Here is a 15,817-nt window from a genome sequence, read left to right on the forward strand (position 1 = left end):
AAGACCCCAGGAGGAGACACCATGAAGATCGCCGTGATCGGTGCCGGCAACGTCGGCTCCGCCCTCGCGACCCGGTTCAACGAGCTCGGCCACGAGGTCGTGCTCGCCGCCAGCAGCCCTTCGTCACCGCGCCTCGCCTCCGCCGCGGCCACGTCCGGCGCCGCCACGGCCACGGTCGTGGACGCCGTCACCGCGGCGGACCTCGCGGTGCTCGCGGTGCCGTTCGGCGCGGTCGGCGACGTCCTCACCGACGACGTGCAGGCAGCCCTGGCCGGCAAGGTCCTCGTCGACGCGACGAACCCGCTGACCGCCGACTACATGGGCCTCACCGTCGGCCACACCACCTCGGCCGGCGAGCAGGTCGCCGAGCGGCTGCCGGACACGCACGTGGTCAAGGCCTTCAACACGGTCTTCGCCGCGACCCTCGCCACGCCCGTCCTCGGCGACGCGGCTCAGCTGCTGCCGGTCGCGGGAGACGACCAGGACGCCAAGCAGCTCGTCATCGGCCTCGGCCAGGAGCTGGGCTTCGACGCGGTCGACGCCGGCCCGCTGAGCAACGCGCGCTACCTCGAGCCTGCCGTCGAGCTGCTCATCCAGCTCGCCTACGGCCAGGGGCTCGGCGAGAAGATCGGCCTGCACCTCGCCCGCGTCTGACGCCTCGCACGTCCTCGTCCGGCGGCACGCCCAGCGGGTGGGCCGTGCCGCCGGGAGGTCGTACGGGTCAGGCCGCCGCTCCAGTCCGCGGAGGGAGGGGGAGGCGCGTCCCCGTCACGGACATCACCAACGAGTAGATCGACGTCGTGGCAGCGAGGAACAGGCGGTTGCGCCGCGCTCCCCCGAACGTGATGTTGCCGACGACCTCGGGAACGCGGATGCGGCCCAGCAGCGTGCCGTCCGGGTCGTAGCAGTGGACGCCGTCCGCGCTCGCCGCGACCCAGATGCGCCCGTCGCCGTCCTGGCGGATGTTGTCGAACCCGCCCTCCGCGGGGCCGGTGGCGAAGACCCGCCCGTCCGAGAGCGTCCCGTCCTGGGCCACCGAGAACACCCGGATCAGGTTCGCACCGCTGTCCGAGACGTAGAGCTGCCGCTCGTCCGGGGTGAGGATGAGCCCGTTGGGGTTGTCGAACCCGTCTGCCGCCAGGGAGACCTCCCCGCTGCGCGGGTCGATCCGGTAGACGTTGGAGGCGCCGATCTCGCTGGTGCCACGGTTCCCCTCGTAGTCGCTGAGGATCCCGTAGACGGGGTCGGAGAAGTAGACCGTGCCGTCCGAGCGGGCGATGACATCGTTGGGGCTGTTGAGCTTCTTGCCGTCGTACGTGTCGGCCAGGACCGTCACGCTCCCGTCGTGCTCCGTCCGCGTCACCCGCCGGTTCCCCTGCTCGGCGCTCAGCAGCCGGCCGTACGAGTCGAGGGTGTTGCCGTTGGGGAAGCCCGCCGGGCTGCGGAAGACCCCACCTCGCCCGTCGTCTCGTCCCACCGCAGCAGCCGGTCGTTGGGGATGTCGCTCCACACCAGGTAGCGGCCCGCCGGCACGTAGACCGGCCCCTCGGCCCAGCGGCAACCGCTGTAGAGCGTCTCCAGCCGCTTGTCGCCGGAGGTGCAGGGCCTGAAGCGCTCGTCGAGGATCTCGTAGACCACCTGCTGCGTCTCCTGTTCGTCTAGCCGCGACCGATGAAAGGCATCTTCGTCGCCATGACCGTCATCGTCGCCACGTTCGCGTCGAGCGGCAGGCTCGCCATGTAGACCACGGCCCGCCCGACCTCGGCGACGTCCATGACCGGCTCCGGCCGTACGCTGCCGTCGGCCTGCGCAGCACCCACACTCGCGCCGCTCGCCATCTGCGTCGCCGCGTTGCCGATGTCGATCTGCCCGCAGGCGATGTCGAACTCCCGGCCGTCGAGCGCCGTCGCCTTCGTGAGTCCCGTGACCGCGTGCTTCGTCGCGGTGTACGCGATGGACCGCGGCCGCGGCGCGTGCGCGGCGATGGAGCCGTTGTTGATGATGCGGCCACCGCGGGGGTCCTGGTGGCGCATCACGCGGAAGGCCTCACGGGTGCAGAGGAACGCGCCCGTGAGGTTCACCGCGACGACGGCGTTCCAGGTGGCGAGGTCGTGCTCGTCGATGTCGACGCTCGGCGCACCCGTACCGGCGTTGTTGAAGAGCAGGTCGACACGGCCGTGCCTGCGCACCGTCTCGTCGAAGAGCCGCCGGACGCTGTCCTCGTCCGTCACGTCGGCGGGGACCGCCTCGAGCGTGCCCGCCAGTCCCCCCGCGGCCTGCGCGACGACGGCGTCGAGCGCGTCGGCGCGTCGGCCGGCGAGGACCACGGCCCACCCGTCGGCGGCGAGGGCCGTGCCCACCGCTGCACCGATGCCGCTGCCGCCACCGGTCACGACGGCGGTGCGTCGGCGGCCCTCTGGCATGCGGCCTCCCGGTCCGGCGTCGGTCACCCGCGGATCATGCCACCCGTGCAGCGGGCGCCGTCACCGGTCTAGCCGACCTCCGGTGCGCCGACGAGCGCGGGCGGGTGACGGCGTACGCCCTGGCTGGCGAAGGCCGCCGCCATCGCCAGCATCCCGGCGGCGACGAAGGCGTCGGTGTACGTGCCGAGCGCCGTCCGCGCGATGCCCGCGGACCAGCTCGCGAGCGCCGCGCCCAGTTGGTGGGCGGAGTACATCCAGCCGTAGGCCACGAGCCCGTCGTCGGCGCCGAACGACCGGCGCGACAGCGCGACGGTCGGTGGGACCGTCGCACTCCAGTCGAGCCCGAAGACGACGGCGAACGCCAGCAGCCCGGGCGTCGCGCCGAGCGCGCCGGGCAGCAGCACGAGCCCCAGGCCGCGCAGCCAGTAGACCCAGAAGAGCAGGCGCCGCGGGTCCATCCGGTCGGTGAGCCACCCGGCGAGCAGCGTGCCGAGGACGTCGAACGCGCCCGTGAGGGCGAGCAGCCCCGCGCCCGCGACCTGGGTGAAGCCGTGGTCGACGCACGCGGCGACGAAGTGCGGTCCGAGCAGGCCGTCGCTCGACAGGCCGCAGACGAAGAACGCGCCTGTCAGCAGGAGGAACTCGCGCCGCCGCCCGATGCGGCGCAGCACGCGGACCGCGTCGACGAAGGGGTTGCCGCCGCGCGCGGCTGACGCGATCTCCTCGGCCGGCAGGGCCGCGTCGATCGCGGTCCCCGTGCCCGGGACGACGAGCGGGTCGGTGACGGGCACGTCCTCGGCGCCGTACGGCGTCGCGCCGATCCGCTCGGGACTGTCGTGCAGCCGCCACAGCACGAGCGGGATGGCCGCGAGGGCGAGCAGACCGACGACGACGACGGTCGTACGCCACCCGCCCACATCGGTGATCGCCGCGAGCACGGGCAGGAGCACCAGCTGGCCCGCAGCCGTGGCGCCGGCGAGCAGCCCGAGCACGAGCCCCTGGTGGCGCACGAACCAGCGCTGCGCCACGGTGACCCCGAGCACGGTGCTCATGAACCCCGTCCCCAGCCCGATGAGCACGCCCCACAGCGCCACGAGCTCCCACGCCGACCCCATCAACGCGCTGCCCGCGCTGGTGACCGCCAGCAGCAGGAGCGCGGTCGACACGACGCGGCGCACGCCGAAGCGCACCATGGCGGCCGCCGCGACCGGCCCGATGAAGCCGAAGAGCGCGAGGTTGACCGCGACGGCACCACCGGTCAGGGCCCGGCTCCACCCGCGGTCCTGCTGCCACGGGACGAGCAGGACGCCGGGCACGGCACGTACGGCACTGACGGCGATGAGCACGACGAACGTCACAGCGAAGACCGTCCACGCCGGGTGCCACGACCGGTCGGCGCCGGTGCTCGACCCTGCTTCCGCGCGTCCCTCCCGCTCGAGCTCGGCCACTCCGCTACCCCTCAGCTCGCGTACGGACCTCGGCGAGCGACCGCGCCAGCTCGACGAGCGCCCGGGACGACAGCGCCTCCGAGCCGGCGCAGGTCGCCGAGCTTGACAGCGCGACGACCTGCCGCGTACCCGGTTCCGTCCACGCCAGCCCGACCTGGGCGATCCCGTCGTGGCCGGCGTACAGCGTGGCGGTCGTGCCGCGCACCGCGACGTGCCCCGCGACCGTCCACCCGTGCCAGGGACTGCCCACGCGCCCGGCGTACTGCGCCAGCCAGACGTCCGGCGGTGCGTCCGTCGGACAGGTGTCCTGCGCCGGGACGCTCGCCCCCGGCGAGGGCTCGTCACTGACCGCCGGGAGCGGGCTCGGGGTCACGGTGGCGACGGGGGCTCGCCAGGTCCGCATCCAGGAGGAGACGTGCGTCGTCGGGTCGACCCAGCCGTCCTCCCGGGTGAGCACGTAGCGGCGCGGGAGGGCGGTCGGCGTCAGGAGGTGCGACCCGTCGAACGGCACGTGGCGCGCTGGTCGTCCGGCACCCGGCTCACCCGCCGGGTCGATGACGGTGCGGTGGCCGAGCGGGGAAGAGAGGTGTACGGCGAGGTGCCCGGGGACCCCGACAGCCGCGCAGCCGTAGTGGATGACGTGCCCGTGCGCGTCGTGCGTGGGCGCCGGCGCGGGGGCCACGTGCGTGACGAGCGCGATCGTCACCGCGCCGCGGCTCTCGGTCGTGCGGGCGGTCACCGGCCCGTAGCAGCCGGGGCTGACCGGCCCACCCATGTAGCCCACCACGAGGACTCGGGGGTCCGGATCGGTGCGGACGGAGGTCCAGGACTGCGGACGGGGCGTCGTCCCGCGCAGCCCAGCAGTCGAGGTGGCTGCAGGGAGGCGCGCCGCGGCAGGGGTTGCTGCCGCCTCGTGCCGTCCCAGGGTGACCGCACCGGCGGAGGCGGCGAGCACGGTGACGGCCGCCGCCGCGGCGAGGGGCGCCGCCCACCGCCTGCTCACGGCGCGACCGGTACGGCCGTGACCCAGACCCCGTCCTCGGTCAGCCGCCGGTCGAGCCGCAGCCCTGCCGCGGCGAGGTCCCCCTCCAGGTCGGGCGCACGCCAGCGGTCGAAGGCGTGCGTCCACGTCTCGCCGTCGAGGTGGTAGTCGTTGACGACCTCGACCCGGTCGTCGAAGCGCTGGACCGAGCGCAGCACCCGCCGGATGCCGACGTCCACGCGCTCGCCCGGGGTCACGCTGTCGAACCACCCGGGGGCGGTCTGCTGCAGCACCACGACCCCGTCCGGGGCGACGTGCCTCCGGCAGGCGCGGAGGAACGCGGCCCGCAGCGGCGGTGGCCCGTTGACCAGCGTGCTCGCGAGCAGCACGACGTCGAACGTCCGCCGCAGGTCGACGTCCTCGATCGCGGCCTGCGTGGTGGGGAGGTCGCCCGCGTACGCGAGCATCTCCGCCGACTCGTCGACTCCGTGGACAGGATGCTCGAGGGCCGCGAGCGCGCGGATGAGCCGGCCGGTGCCACAGCCGAGCTCGAGCACCGATGCGCCGGCGGGGACAGCGGCGTGCACGATCTCGGGCTCGCCCATGAGCGGGAGCCGAGCGTAGAACTCGACCGGGCAGCCGTCGGGGGCGATCGCTCCCCGCCCGCTCCCCCAGTACGCGGTCGTCGCCATCGACCTGCCCCTTCCTGCCGTGGCCCCGAGCCTAGGCCAGCGGACCGAGGCGCAGGTCAGCTCGGCGGACGCGCTGCACCTGCGGAACCAGCGGCGCACGCGCTCCGTCCAAGCCCCGTGTCCCGACGACTGCTGCTGGTGCTGCTCGCCGCGGTGCTCTGCGCCTGCGGCGGTACGGCCGTCTCCCCGGCGGCGACGCCGTCGTCCGTTCCAGGGACCTGCGCGGTGCCGAGTCACGCGCTCGTCCTCCCGCTGGGGGACGCCAAGGTCTCCGGCGGTGGTGCGACGCCGACGTCCGGCCTCGCTCATGCGCAGGTACGCGCCGGCCAGCAGGTCGTGCTCGTCGCCCGGCAGGGAGAGCGACGGCTCCGTGCCCTCACGGGCTCCGACCCAGCGGTCCTCCGCCCGCTCTGCACGTCAGTCCCCGGGGTCGAGCCGCTGACCGTCTTCCGGGCCGACGAGCCGGGCCGCACGACGGTGACGACCGCACCCGCGGACGGCTGCCGCGGCTGCTCCTCGCGGCCGCTGCAGGCGGAGGTGACGGTCCTGGGGTCGACGAAGGCTCTGCGGCCCGGCTCGGGCGCGACCTGGTGGATCGGTGGGCCTGGAGGCGCGCCGACCGGACCGACGAGCTGCGGGATCCCCGCGTTCCTCCGGCTCGAGGGGCGCGTCCAGCAGCTCGGCGGGTGCGCCGCCGACCTGCCGGACCCTCCGGTCCGCGTACGGCTCAGGCTCGGCGAGCTGCTCGACCTGCACGTCACCCAGGAGGACACCGAACGGGGCCTGCGCCCGTTCTTCCCCTTGCCCCTGCCCGACGCGGCGGTCCTCCCGCTCGTCCGGGTGGAGCCGGGGGCCGCGACCGGGACCTACCGTGCCGACGAGGTGGGCACGGTGGCGCTCGTCGCTGCCAGCGACTGCCCGGCCCGTCCACGCCGGTGCCCCTTCGTCATCGCCACGGTCGTAGGGCCGACCCACTAGCCGACGCGCGTGACCGCCGCGCCCGCGCGCAGGGCCTTCGGGACCTCGGCGACGTCGTCCACGACCTGGAGGAGCCGCGCGAGCTCCTCCGGCGCCGCAGGGGAATCGAGCTCGACGCGGTACTGGACGCCTTCCGATGCCCACGTCTCCGGCGCGAAGCCGCCCTCCGCCGTGACGAGGACGCCCGCGAGCTCGACGCCCAGCCCCCGCGCCTCGCGGTAGGTGTCGTTGAGCACGCACCCGGCGACGGCGAGGTGCAGCACGTGCGCCCCGCTGAACTGCAGCTCGGCGACGACGCCCTCGCTGGTCCACGGGTGGGGCAGGACGAGGTCCTGCCGCAGCTGGTCGCGCAGCGAGCCCGCGGCCACCCGCACGGCGTACGTCGTCGGCATCCGCTCACGCTACGGCAGGATGGGCGCATGGACGGCCCGCTCTGCGTGACCTCGCGCGTCGAGATCCCGCCGGCCGAGCTCACGTGGCGCTTCTCCCGCTCCAGCGGGCCCGGCGGCCAGAGCGTCAACACCACGGACTCCCGCGTGGAGCTGTCGTTCGACGTGGAGCGCAGCGAGTCGCTGCCCGAGCAGCTGCGCCGCCGCGCGCTCGGCCGGCTCGACGGCCGGCTGGTCGACGGCGTGCTCACCGTCAGCGCCCAGGAGGAGCGCTCACAGCTGCGGAACCGCGCTGTGGCACGGGAGAAGCTGGCGCAGACGCTGCGCGAGGCGCTCGCTCCGCCCCCGCCCGTACGGCGCCCGACGAAGCCGTCGCGCGCCTCGCAGCAGCGCCGCATCGACGAGAAGAAGCGCCGCGGCAGCATCAAACGACTGCGCGGCGACCGCGGGGACTGAGCCCGCTCAGCCCGCGTGGTCGCCGTAGGCCGTGACCGAGAGGAACCGCACCGGCAGCTCGTGCAGCTCCTCCGGCCCGTGGGCGCCCTCGCCGTCGAACTGCAGCGCGTCGCCGGGGCGCATGGTGTAGCGGGATTCGCCGTGCCCGTAGACCATCTCGCCCTCGAGCATGTAGAGCAGCTCGGTGCCGGGGTGCTGGAACAGCGGGAAGACCTCGCTCGCCTCGGTCAGCGTGACGAGCACGGCCTCCATGCGCTTGTGCGGCCCGCGCAGCGCGCCGAGCAGCTCGTAGAGGTGGCCCTGGCGCGACCCGCGCCGGATGATCTGCGCGCCGTGGCCGCTCGGCACGTACACCGCCTCGCGGTCGGCGTCGACCCCGCGGAACAGCGCCGTCACCGGGACCTGCAGGCCGGCGGCAAGCCGGGCGAGCGTGGTGAGGCTGCACGAGGTCTGGGCGTTCTCGATCTTCGACAGCATCGCCTTGGAGACGCCGACGCGCGCCGCCATCTCGCCCACGGACACGCCTGCTGCCAGCCGGTACGCCCGCACCTGCGTCGCGATGACGCGCTCCAGGCCGCCCTCCGCAGGCTCGGCCCCGGCTCGCGCGACCTCGCGCTCGGGAGACCCTGCGCCGACCTCGTCCTCGCTCATCTGCGCCATCGTGCCACGCTCCCCGGTGGTATACCCTCCGGCTACAGGGTCTCATGAGGAGAAACGGGAGCGGCATGGACGCGGCGCGCTACGCGGTGGTCGGCGCGGGGCTGGCCGGGGCGTCGACCGCCTGGCACCTCGCCCGGCGCGGCCACGACGTGGTGCTCCTCGAGCGCAGCCGGCCCGCGGCGCACGACGGCAGCTCGCACGGCTCGGCGCGGATCCTGCGCTACGCCTATCCGGACCAGCTCTACGTCGACCTCGTCGTGCGCGCCCGCACGCTGTGGTCGGAGCTCGAGGCCACCAGCGGACGCACCCTGCTCACCCCGACCGACGCCCTCGACGTCGGCGAGCTGCGGGAGCCCCGCCTCCTCGCCGAGGTCCTCGCGCGAGCCGGTGTGCCGCACGAGCTGGTCCCGGTCGCGGAGGCCCGGGAGCGCTGGCCAGGAGTGGCTGCCGACACAGAGGTCCTGCGCCACGACGGCGCGGTCCTCGACGCCGAGCAGACCGTGCTCGCGATGGTGGGGCTCGCGCAGCAGCACGGCGCGGAGGTCCGTACGGGCTTCGACGTCGAGCGGGTCACGCGCGAGGGCAGCGGGTTCCGCCTCCACTCGGCCGACGGTCAGGTCCTCGACGCCGAGCACGTCGTCGTCAGCGCGGGCGGCTGGCTCCCGGCGCTGCTGCGAGATCTGCCGCTGCCATCAGGCTTCCTGGGCCGCATCCCGCCGCTGACCGTGCGCCAGGAGCAGGCCTACCACTTCCCCTACCGCGAGCCGGCGCTCTGGCCGACGCTCATCCACAAGTCCCCGGCCATCTCCGTCTACTCCCTGCCCGGTGGTCGTGACGCCGACTTCCGCGGTCAGAAGGTCGCCGAGTACGCCGCCGGCCCGGTGATCCCCTCCGCGCGCGACCAGGACGGGCGGATCGACCCGGCGAACCGCGCGCGTGTCACGGACTACGTGCGCGAGCACCTCCCCGGGCTGGAGCCCGAGCCCTACGCCGAGACGACGTGCCTGTTCACCAGTACACCCACGGAGGACTTCGTCATCGACGAGGTCGACGGTCTGACGCTGCTCTCCCCCTGCTCGGGCCACGGGGCGAAGTTCGCCCCGCTCCTGGGAGGACTCGCCGCTGACGTGGCCACGGGCGAGGGCGGGATCGAGCGGTTCAGGCTGAGTAGGCTCCCTGCCCGTGCCTGAGGTCACCCGTCTGCTGGCCGACATCGCCGACGTCGGCCGTGACGCCGTACGCGGCGGCTGGTCCCGCCCGGTGCTGTCGACCGCAGAGCTCGACCTGCGCGCGTGGTTCGTGGGCGAGGCGGAGCGACGGGGCCTCGACGTCGAGACCGACCGCAACGGCATCCTCTGGGCGTGGTGGAACCCCGCCGGCCTGCCGCTCCGGGACGCGGTCGTCACCGGCAGCCATCTGGACTCCGTGCCGGGAGGCGGTGAGTTCGACGGCCCCCTCGGCGTCGCGTCCGCGCTCGCCGCCGTGGACCTGCTGCAGCAGCGCGGATCCTCCCTCGCCCGGCCGCTGGCGGTCGCGGTCTTCCCGGAGGAGGAGGGCTCCCGCTTCGGCGTCGCCTGCCTCGGCTCGCGCCTGCTCACCGGCGCGATCGACCCCGACCGCGCGCGGGGGCTGCGCGACCCCGAGGGCGTCACCCTGGCAGAGGCCGCTGCGGCGCAGGGCTTCGACCCCTCCAGCTTCGGCCGCGACGACGAGGCACTCGCGCGCATCGGCTGCTTCCTCGAGCTCCACGTCGAGCAGGGCCGCGGGCTCGTCGACCTGGGTCAGCCCGTCGCCATCGGCTCGTCGATCCTCGGGCACGGCCGCTGGCGCCTGACCTTCGCCGGGCAGGGCAACCATGCGGGGACGACGCTGATGGACGACAGGCGCGACCCGATGGTCGCCGCGGCCCGCGCGGTCGTCGCCGTGCGCGATGCCGCCCGCGCCCGTCCCGACGCGCGCGCCACCGTCGGGCGGCTCCGGCCCGTACCCGGCGGCACGAACGTCATCGCCTCCCGCGTCGAGCTCTGGCTCGACGCCCGGCACCCCGACGACGCCGTCACCACCGCTCTCGTCGCCGAGATCGAGCAGCTGGCGCGGCAGATCGCCGCGGAGGAGGGCTGCACCGCCAGCCTCGTCGAGGAGTCCTTCAGCGTCACCACGGTGTTCGACGAGGGGCTGCGTGGGCGGATCGAGGCCGTGCTGCCGAACGCCCCCCTGCTCGGCACCGGGGCCGGGCACGACGCCGGCGTGCTCGGCACGGTCGTGCCCACGGCGATGCTGTTCGTCCGCAGCCCCGACGGCATCTCCCACTCCCCCGAGGAGTCCGTCGAGGACGCGGATGCCGAGGCGGGTGCGGTCGCACTGGCGGACGCGCTGGAGTCCCTGCTGACCTGACGAGCTCGGGGCTCAGCGGGTGGAGCAGCCCTTGCGGGCGAGCTCAGCGCGGGTGATCGTGCGGTAGCCGAAGTCGGACGCGCCGTTCAGGCCCGCTCCCAGGCGGGCCGGGGAGAAGGCGTCGGCCCAGCCGCCGTCGTCGTGCTCCCCGTCCGAGCCCACCTGCACGTCGATCTGCTCGGACCGGCGCCACGACGGGGCCAGATGGACGCGCGCCTCACGGAACTGCGTCTCGTCACCCAGCCGCACCTCCTGCAGGGAGGCGGTGGGCCAGCGGACGTCCCACAGCACAGTCCCCGTTCTGGCGTCCGTGACATGGACACTGGTGATGGCGAAGTCCTTGCACGGGGCCACCACGACGGTCACCTCGTCGCCCTGCACCTGGAGAGCGAGACGGCGTCCCGCCGGATCCATCGGCACGAAGCCGCACCCCGCGAGCAGCGCGAGTCCCACCAGGAGCGGGAGGGCGCGGGCCGTCCGTCCGGACAAGGGCATGCCCGCATCCTGACGCACGCCCGAGATTCAACGCACGGGACCTCGCGATGTCACATGCACGAAACGTGCGGACCGTCTACTGTCGTGCAACGCGGGATCATCGGAAGAACCGCGAGCATCGACCGGAGGTGCGCATGGCTGTCGAGACGGCCGACCTGCTGGTGCCCTCGCCCACCCGACCTTCGTCCGCTACGGCCGACGACCTCGCGAGCCGCGCCCGCGCCGACGGGACGGAGTTCATCCTCGCCCTCTTCGTCGACCTCACCGGCAAGCCCTGCGCGAAGCTCGTGCCGGTCGAGGCCGTCGAGGAGCTGCAGAGCGAGGGCGTCGGGTTCGCCGGGTACGCCGCCGGGGCCCTGGGTCAGCAGCCCTCCGACCCCGACGTCATGGCGATCCCGGACGCGAGCTCGTACACCCCGCTGCCGTTCGTCCAGCCCGGGCTCGCCCTCGTGCACTGCGACCCGCACGTCGAGGGTGCACCCTGGCCCTACGCCCCGCGCATCCTGCTCCGACGGCAGATCGAACGTGCTGCCCAGCAGGGGCTGTCGCTCTTCGTCGGCGCCGAGGTCGAGTACTTCCTCGTCGAGCGCGACGAGCGGGGCGCCCTCCGCGTCGCCGACACCCGCGACGACGCCCAGCGGCCCTGCTACGACGCGCGCGGGCTCACGCGGATGTACGACCACCTCACCACCGTGTCCAAGGCGATGAACAGCCTCGGCTGGAGCAACTACGCCAACGACCACGAGGACGCCAACGGCCAGTTCGAGCAGAACTTCGCCTACGCCGACGCCATGACGACGGCCGACCGGGTCATCACCCTGCGCTACCTGCTGTCCGTGCTCGCTGAGCGCCGGGGCATGACGGCGACGTTCATGCCGAAGCCGTTCAGCGACCGCACCGGCAGCGGGCTGCACCTCCACCTGTCGCTGTGGCGCGGCGGCGAGTCGACCTTCCCCGAGGCGGCGGACCCGCGCGGCCTGGGGCTCTCGCCGCTGGCGTACAGCTTCGTGGCCGGACTGCTCGAGCACGCCCCTGCCCTGCAGGCGGTCCTCGCGCCGACGGTGAACTCCTACAAGCGGACCGGTGCCGGTTCCACCCGCTCCGGCGCGACCTGGTCGCCGCGGACCGCGACGTACGGCGGCAACGACCGCACCCACTTCCTGCGCGTGCCCGACGGCCACCGCGTCGAGGTACGCGGTGGTGACGGCGCCGCGAACCCGTACCTCGCGATGGCGGCGGCTCTCGCGGCAGGGCTCGACGGCGTCGAGCGCGGCCTCGACCCGGGTGACCCGGGTGGCGCCCCCGGCGTCCCTCTGCCCCCGACGCTGCTCCACGCGGTGGAGGCCCTGGAGGCCGACCCGGTCGTCACGGGCGCCCTGGACGCGGCGGGCGACGGGGTCGGCGCGTACTTCGCGTCAGTGAAGCGCGCGGAGTTCTTCGACTGGCACAGCACGGTCACGCCGTGGGAGATCGACCGCTACGTCACGGCGTTCTGAGGAGGGCGACACAGCATGTGCGGCATCGTGGGGCTCCACCTGAGGGAGCCCGAGCTCCACCCGCGGCTCGGCGAGCTGCTCACCGGGATGCTCGGCCAGGTGGTCGAGCGCGGACCGGACTCCGCTGGCGTCGCGGTCTACGGCGACCCGCGGCTCAGCCCGCCCGGGACGACGACGGTCTCACTGCTCCCACGCGGTGCGGCCGCCGAGGAGATCGCCACTGCCACGCAAGCACTCCTCAGCCAGACCGTGTCCTTCGTCGACGGCGGGCAGACCGTCGTGCTCAGTGCCGCCGTCGCCGACGACGAGCTCGTCGACGCCGTACGGCGCGCGGCGCCCGACAGCCTCGTCATCGGGCACGGCGCGGACATGGCCGTGCTCAAGGGCGTCGGCAGCCCGCTGGCCCTGGCCGCGAGCTTCGACCTCGCCAGCGCGCAGGGATGGCAGGGCGTCGCCCACACCCGCATGGCGACGGAGTCCGCGGTCACGCCCGAGGGCTCGCACCCGTTCTCCGTCGGGTCCGGGCAGTGCCTCGTCCATAACGGGTCCTTCGCCAACCACGCGACGATCCGCCGCGAGCTCCGTGCCGAGGGCGTGCCCTTCGACAGCGAGAACGACTCCGAGGTCGGGGCCCGCTTCGTCGCGCACCACCTCGCTCAGGGCGCGGACCTCGAGAAGTCCCTGCGGCTGCTCTGCGAGCGCTTCGACGGCTTCTACACGCTGCTCGTCTCCACGCGGGACTCCTTCGCGGTCGTGCGCGACGCGATCGCCTGCAAGCCCGCCATCGTCGCGGAGACCCCGCAGTGGGTCGCGATGGCCTCCGAGTACCGCGCGCTCGCCGGGCTCCCCGGCGTCGAGTCCGCCCGCATCTTCGAGCCCGAGCCGGAAGTGGTGTACGCATGGCAGCGATGACGGAAGCCGCGGTCCCGCTGCAGCAGCGGCAGTCCGTGCGGGTGGACCTGGCGCGTACCAGCGTCCGCGAGCTCAACGCCGCGCTGCACGCGGGGGACGTGGCCCAGCGGGCCGACCACTGGCTGGTCCGCCACCCGCAGGGCAAGCACAGCATCGCCGTCGGCCTCGACGCGGAGATCGAGGTCGAGATCGACGGGCACGTCGGCTACTACTGCGCCGGCATGAACCAGCGCGCGACCGTCACCGTCAACGGCAACGCCGGCACCGGCCTGGCGGAGAACATGATGTCCGGGACCGTCCGCGTCAAGGGCAGCGCGTCGCAGTCCGCGGGCGCCACCGCCCACGGCGGCCTGCTCGTCATCGAGGGCGACGCGTCCGCGCGCTGCGGCATCTCCATGAAGGGCGTGGACATCGTCGTCGGCGGCAGCGTCGGGCACATGAGCGCGTTCATGGGGCAGGCCGGTCGGCTCGTCGTCTGCGGGGACGCGGGCGAGGCCCTCGGCGACTCGCTCTACGAAGCGCGGATCTACCTCCAGGGCAGCGTGAAGTCCCTCGGCGCCGACTGCATCGAGAAGCCCCTGCGCGACGAGCACCTCGCCGAGCTCACCGACCTGCTCGCGCGCGCCGGGATCTCCGCGGACCCCCGGGCCTTCCGCCGGTACGGGTCGGCGCGCCAGCTCTACAGCTTCCACGTCGACAACGCGTACTGAGCCGCGCGCCCCTCTCACCCAGGAGACCCCTCATGGCGTTCGACCCCGCGCAGCACGGGCTGCGCGAGTCCGCGACCTTCGACCGCGCGACGATCGCGTCGATCCAGCGCGCGGCCGAGACCGGCATCTACGACATCCGCGGCGGCGGGGCCAAGCGCCGCGTACCCCACTTCGACGACCTGCTCTTCCTGGGCGCCAGCATGTCGCGCTACCCGCTCGAGGGCTACCGCGAGCGCTGCGACACCGACGTCGTGCTGGGCGACCTCAACGCGAAGTTCCCGCTGCACCTCGACATCCCCGTCACCATCGCCGGGATGAGCTTCGGTGCGCTCTCCGGCGCGGCGAAGGAAGCACTGGGGCGCGGGGCCAGCGAGGTCGGGACGTCCACGACCACCGGCGACGGCGGCATGACGGCCGAGGAGCGCGGGCACAGCAAGCACCTCGTCTACCAGTACCTGCCGTCGCGCTACGGGATGAACCCCGACGACCTGCGCCGCGCGGACGCGATCGAGGTCGTGCTCGGGCAGGGCGCGAAGCCCGGGGGTGGCGGCATGCTGCTCGGGCAGAAGATCACCGACCGGGTCGCGGGGATGCGGACGCTGCCCGTCGGCGTCGACCAGCGCAGCGCCTGCCGGCACCCCGACTGGACCGGCCCGGACGACCTCGAGATCAAGATCGGCGAGCTGCGCGAGATCACCGACTGGGAGAAGCCGATCTACGTGAAGATCGGCGCCAGCCGCACGTACTACGACGTCAAGCTCGCGGCGAAGGCGGGCGCCGACGTCATCGTCGTCGACGGCATGCAGGGCGGAACCGCTGCCACGCAGGACGTCTTCATCGAGAACGTCGGCATCCCCACCCTCGCCGCACTCCCCCAGGCCGTGCAGGCGCTGCAGGAGGAGGGGCTGCACCGCAAGGTCCAGCTCGTCGTCTCCGGCGGCATCCGCAACGGCGCGGACGTCGCGAAGTGCCTGGCGCTCGGAGCGGACGCCGTCGCGATCGGTACGGCCGCGCTCATCGCGCTCGGCGACAACTCCCCCGCCCTCGACGAGGAGTACCGCGAGCTCGGCTCGGCCGCGGGCTACTACGACGACTGGCAGGCCGGCCGCGACCCGGCCGGCATCACGACGCAGGACGACGCGCTCGCCGCGCGGCTCGACCCCGTGCTCGGGGGCCGGCGGATCGCGAACTTCCTGCGCGTGCTGACGATGGAGGCGCAGATCATCGCGCGCGCCTGCGGCAAGGCGCACCTGCACCACCTCGAGCCGGAGGACCTGGTGGCGCTGACCATCGAGGCCGCTGCGATGGCCCGCGTGCCGCTGGCTGGTACGTCGTGGGTGCCCGGGGCGATCTGAACGTCCGTCCAGGGACGCGGCGGGATGCGGCGCCCGGCGTGGACCGTTCTCGTGCAGCAGGCGCCTGCACGCGCTCGTGCTCGTCACCACAGGCGCGTGGTGGTGCCGGGGTTGCGGTCGGTGGCGTGGGTGGCTGGTACGGGCTCTCTGCCGTCGGGTGGTCGCCAGCGGAAGAGGCCGGGCCTGTCGGGGTCGGGTTCGAGTTGCCAGCCTCCTGCGTGGAGGAGGTGGTGGTGTCTGCTGCAGAGCAGGCACATGTTGCTCAGGTCGGTGGGGCCTCCGTCGGACCAGTGGATGACGTGGTGGGCTTGGACGCGTCGGTTGCGGCAGCCGGGGGCGATGCAGCCGCCGTCGCGTACCCAGAGGGCTTTCAGTTGGGCGCGGGTGGCGAGGCGGGTCTCGCGGCCGAGGGCGAGGGGGACGCCGG

Annotated in this window: 17 protein-coding genes and 1 pseudogene; 9 read left to right on the plus strand and 9 right to left on the minus strand. The window is 73.8% G+C overall.

Annotated features, from left to right (window positions below; all coding sequences use genetic code 11):
* Positions 1 to 21 precede the first annotated feature (21 nt).
* Entirely contained in the window at positions 22 to 654 is a 633-nt protein-coding gene (locus EV189_RS19645; protein ID WP_130494712.1) for an NADPH-dependent F420 reductase, read from the plus strand.
* A gap of 67 nt (positions 655 to 721) precedes the next feature.
* Here EV189_RS19645 and EV189_RS19650 read toward each other — a convergent pair.
* From EV189_RS19650 to EV189_RS19670, 5 genes and pseudogenes are all read right to left on the minus strand, one after another.
* Positions 722 to 1,638 (minus strand): annotated as a pseudogene (locus EV189_RS19650) (SMP-30/gluconolactonase/LRE family protein).
* 20 nt (positions 1,639 to 1,658) lie between these two features.
* The gene (locus tag EV189_RS19655) at positions 1,659 to 2,423 is read right to left on the minus strand and encodes an SDR family oxidoreductase (RefSeq protein ID WP_130494713.1); all 765 of its coding nucleotides are present in this window, start codon (positions 2,421 to 2,423) and stop codon (positions 1,659 to 1,661) included.
* Between the two features lie 68 nt (positions 2,424 to 2,491).
* Complete coding sequence (locus tag EV189_RS19660) at positions 2,492 to 3,871, minus strand: MFS transporter (protein WP_130494714.1); 1,380 nt, start codon at positions 3,869 to 3,871, stop codon at positions 2,492 to 2,494.
* 4 nt (positions 3,872 to 3,875) lie between these two features.
* A complete protein-coding gene (locus tag EV189_RS19665) occupies positions 3,876 to 4,874 on the minus strand; it encodes a hypothetical protein (protein ID WP_130494715.1) in 999 nt (332 codons plus the stop codon).
* Complete coding sequence (locus EV189_RS19670; RefSeq protein WP_130494716.1) at positions 4,871 to 5,545, minus strand: class I SAM-dependent methyltransferase; 675 nt, start codon at positions 5,543 to 5,545, stop codon at positions 4,871 to 4,873. The genes EV189_RS19665 and EV189_RS19670 overlap by 4 nt, the downstream gene beginning before the upstream one ends.
* 117 nt (positions 5,546 to 5,662) lie before the next feature.
* Between EV189_RS19670 and EV189_RS19675 the strand changes: the two genes are divergently transcribed.
* On the plus strand, positions 5,663 to 6,523 hold the full coding sequence (locus tag EV189_RS19675) for a hypothetical protein (protein ID WP_130494717.1): 861 nt from the start codon (positions 5,663 to 5,665) through the stop codon (positions 6,521 to 6,523).
* On the opposite strand, the gene EV189_RS19680 is transcribed toward EV189_RS19675, so the two are convergent.
* A complete protein-coding gene (locus tag EV189_RS19680) occupies positions 6,520 to 6,915 on the minus strand; it encodes an OsmC family protein (RefSeq protein WP_130494718.1) in 396 nt (131 codons plus the stop codon). The two genes, EV189_RS19675 and EV189_RS19680, sit on opposite strands and share 4 nt — an antisense overlap.
* A gap of 27 nt (positions 6,916 to 6,942) precedes the next feature.
* On the opposite strand from EV189_RS19680, the gene arfB reads away from it, so the two are divergent.
* Positions 6,943 to 7,368 carry an alternative ribosome rescue aminoacyl-tRNA hydrolase ArfB gene (gene arfB / locus EV189_RS19685; RefSeq protein WP_130494719.1) on the plus strand — a complete coding sequence of 142 codons (426 nt, stop codon included), beginning with the start codon at positions 6,943 to 6,945 and terminating at the stop codon, positions 7,366 to 7,368.
* Positions 7,369 to 7,374: 6 nt separating this feature from the next.
* Here the strand turns inward: arfB and EV189_RS19690 are convergent, their stop codons facing one another.
* Complete coding sequence (locus EV189_RS19690; RefSeq protein WP_130494720.1) at positions 7,375 to 8,019, minus strand: helix-turn-helix domain-containing protein; 645 nt, start codon at positions 8,017 to 8,019, stop codon at positions 7,375 to 7,377.
* 74 nt (positions 8,020 to 8,093) lie between these two features.
* Between EV189_RS19690 and EV189_RS19695 the strand changes: the two genes are divergently transcribed.
* A complete protein-coding gene (locus tag EV189_RS19695; protein WP_130494721.1) occupies positions 8,094 to 9,218 on the plus strand; it encodes an FAD-dependent oxidoreductase in 1,125 nt (374 codons plus the stop codon).
* The gene (locus EV189_RS19700; RefSeq protein WP_130494722.1) at positions 9,211 to 10,422 is read left to right on the plus strand and encodes an allantoate amidohydrolase; all 1,212 of its coding nucleotides are present in this window, start codon (positions 9,211 to 9,213) and stop codon (positions 10,420 to 10,422) included. Before EV189_RS19695 ends, EV189_RS19700 begins: the two co-directional genes overlap by 8 nt.
* 12 nt (positions 10,423 to 10,434) lie before the next feature.
* Here the strand turns inward: EV189_RS19700 and EV189_RS19705 are convergent, their stop codons facing one another.
* A complete protein-coding gene (locus EV189_RS19705; protein ID WP_130494723.1) occupies positions 10,435 to 10,917 on the minus strand; it encodes a hypothetical protein in 483 nt (160 codons plus the stop codon).
* Between the two features lie 134 nt (positions 10,918 to 11,051).
* Between EV189_RS19705 and glnT the strand changes: the two genes are divergently transcribed.
* The 4 genes from glnT to EV189_RS19725 are packed head-to-tail and all read left to right on the plus strand — an operon-like array spanning position 11,052 to position 15,390.
* Positions 11,052 to 12,413 (plus strand): type III glutamate--ammonia ligase, encoded by a 1,362-nt coding sequence (glnT, locus tag EV189_RS19710; RefSeq protein WP_130494724.1) that lies wholly within the window; start codon positions 11,052 to 11,054, stop codon positions 12,411 to 12,413.
* Between the two features lie 15 nt (positions 12,414 to 12,428).
* Positions 12,429 to 13,325: a class II glutamine amidotransferase domain-containing protein gene (locus tag EV189_RS19715; protein ID WP_130494725.1), complete on the plus strand. Its 897-nt coding sequence runs from the start codon at positions 12,429 to 12,431 to the stop codon at positions 13,323 to 13,325.
* A complete protein-coding gene (locus tag EV189_RS19720) occupies positions 13,313 to 14,035 on the plus strand; it encodes a GltB/FmdC/FwdC-like GXGXG domain-containing protein (RefSeq protein ID WP_130494726.1) in 723 nt (240 codons plus the stop codon). Before EV189_RS19715 ends, EV189_RS19720 begins: the two co-directional genes overlap by 13 nt.
* A 32-nt stretch (positions 14,036 to 14,067) precedes the next feature.
* Entirely contained in the window at positions 14,068 to 15,390 is a 1,323-nt protein-coding gene (locus tag EV189_RS19725) for an FMN-binding glutamate synthase family protein (protein WP_130494727.1), read from the plus strand.
* A gap of 83 nt (positions 15,391 to 15,473) precedes the next feature.
* On the opposite strand, the gene EV189_RS19730 is transcribed toward EV189_RS19725, so the two are convergent.
* Positions 15,474 to 15,817 (minus strand): HNH endonuclease signature motif containing protein (locus EV189_RS19730; RefSeq protein WP_130494728.1); only part of this gene is annotated, 344 nt, incomplete at its 5' end.

Source organism: Motilibacter rhizosphaerae, from assembly GCF_004216915.1.
GTDB classification, from domain to species: Bacteria; Actinomycetota; Actinomycetes; order Motilibacterales; family Motilibacteraceae; genus Motilibacter; species Motilibacter rhizosphaerae.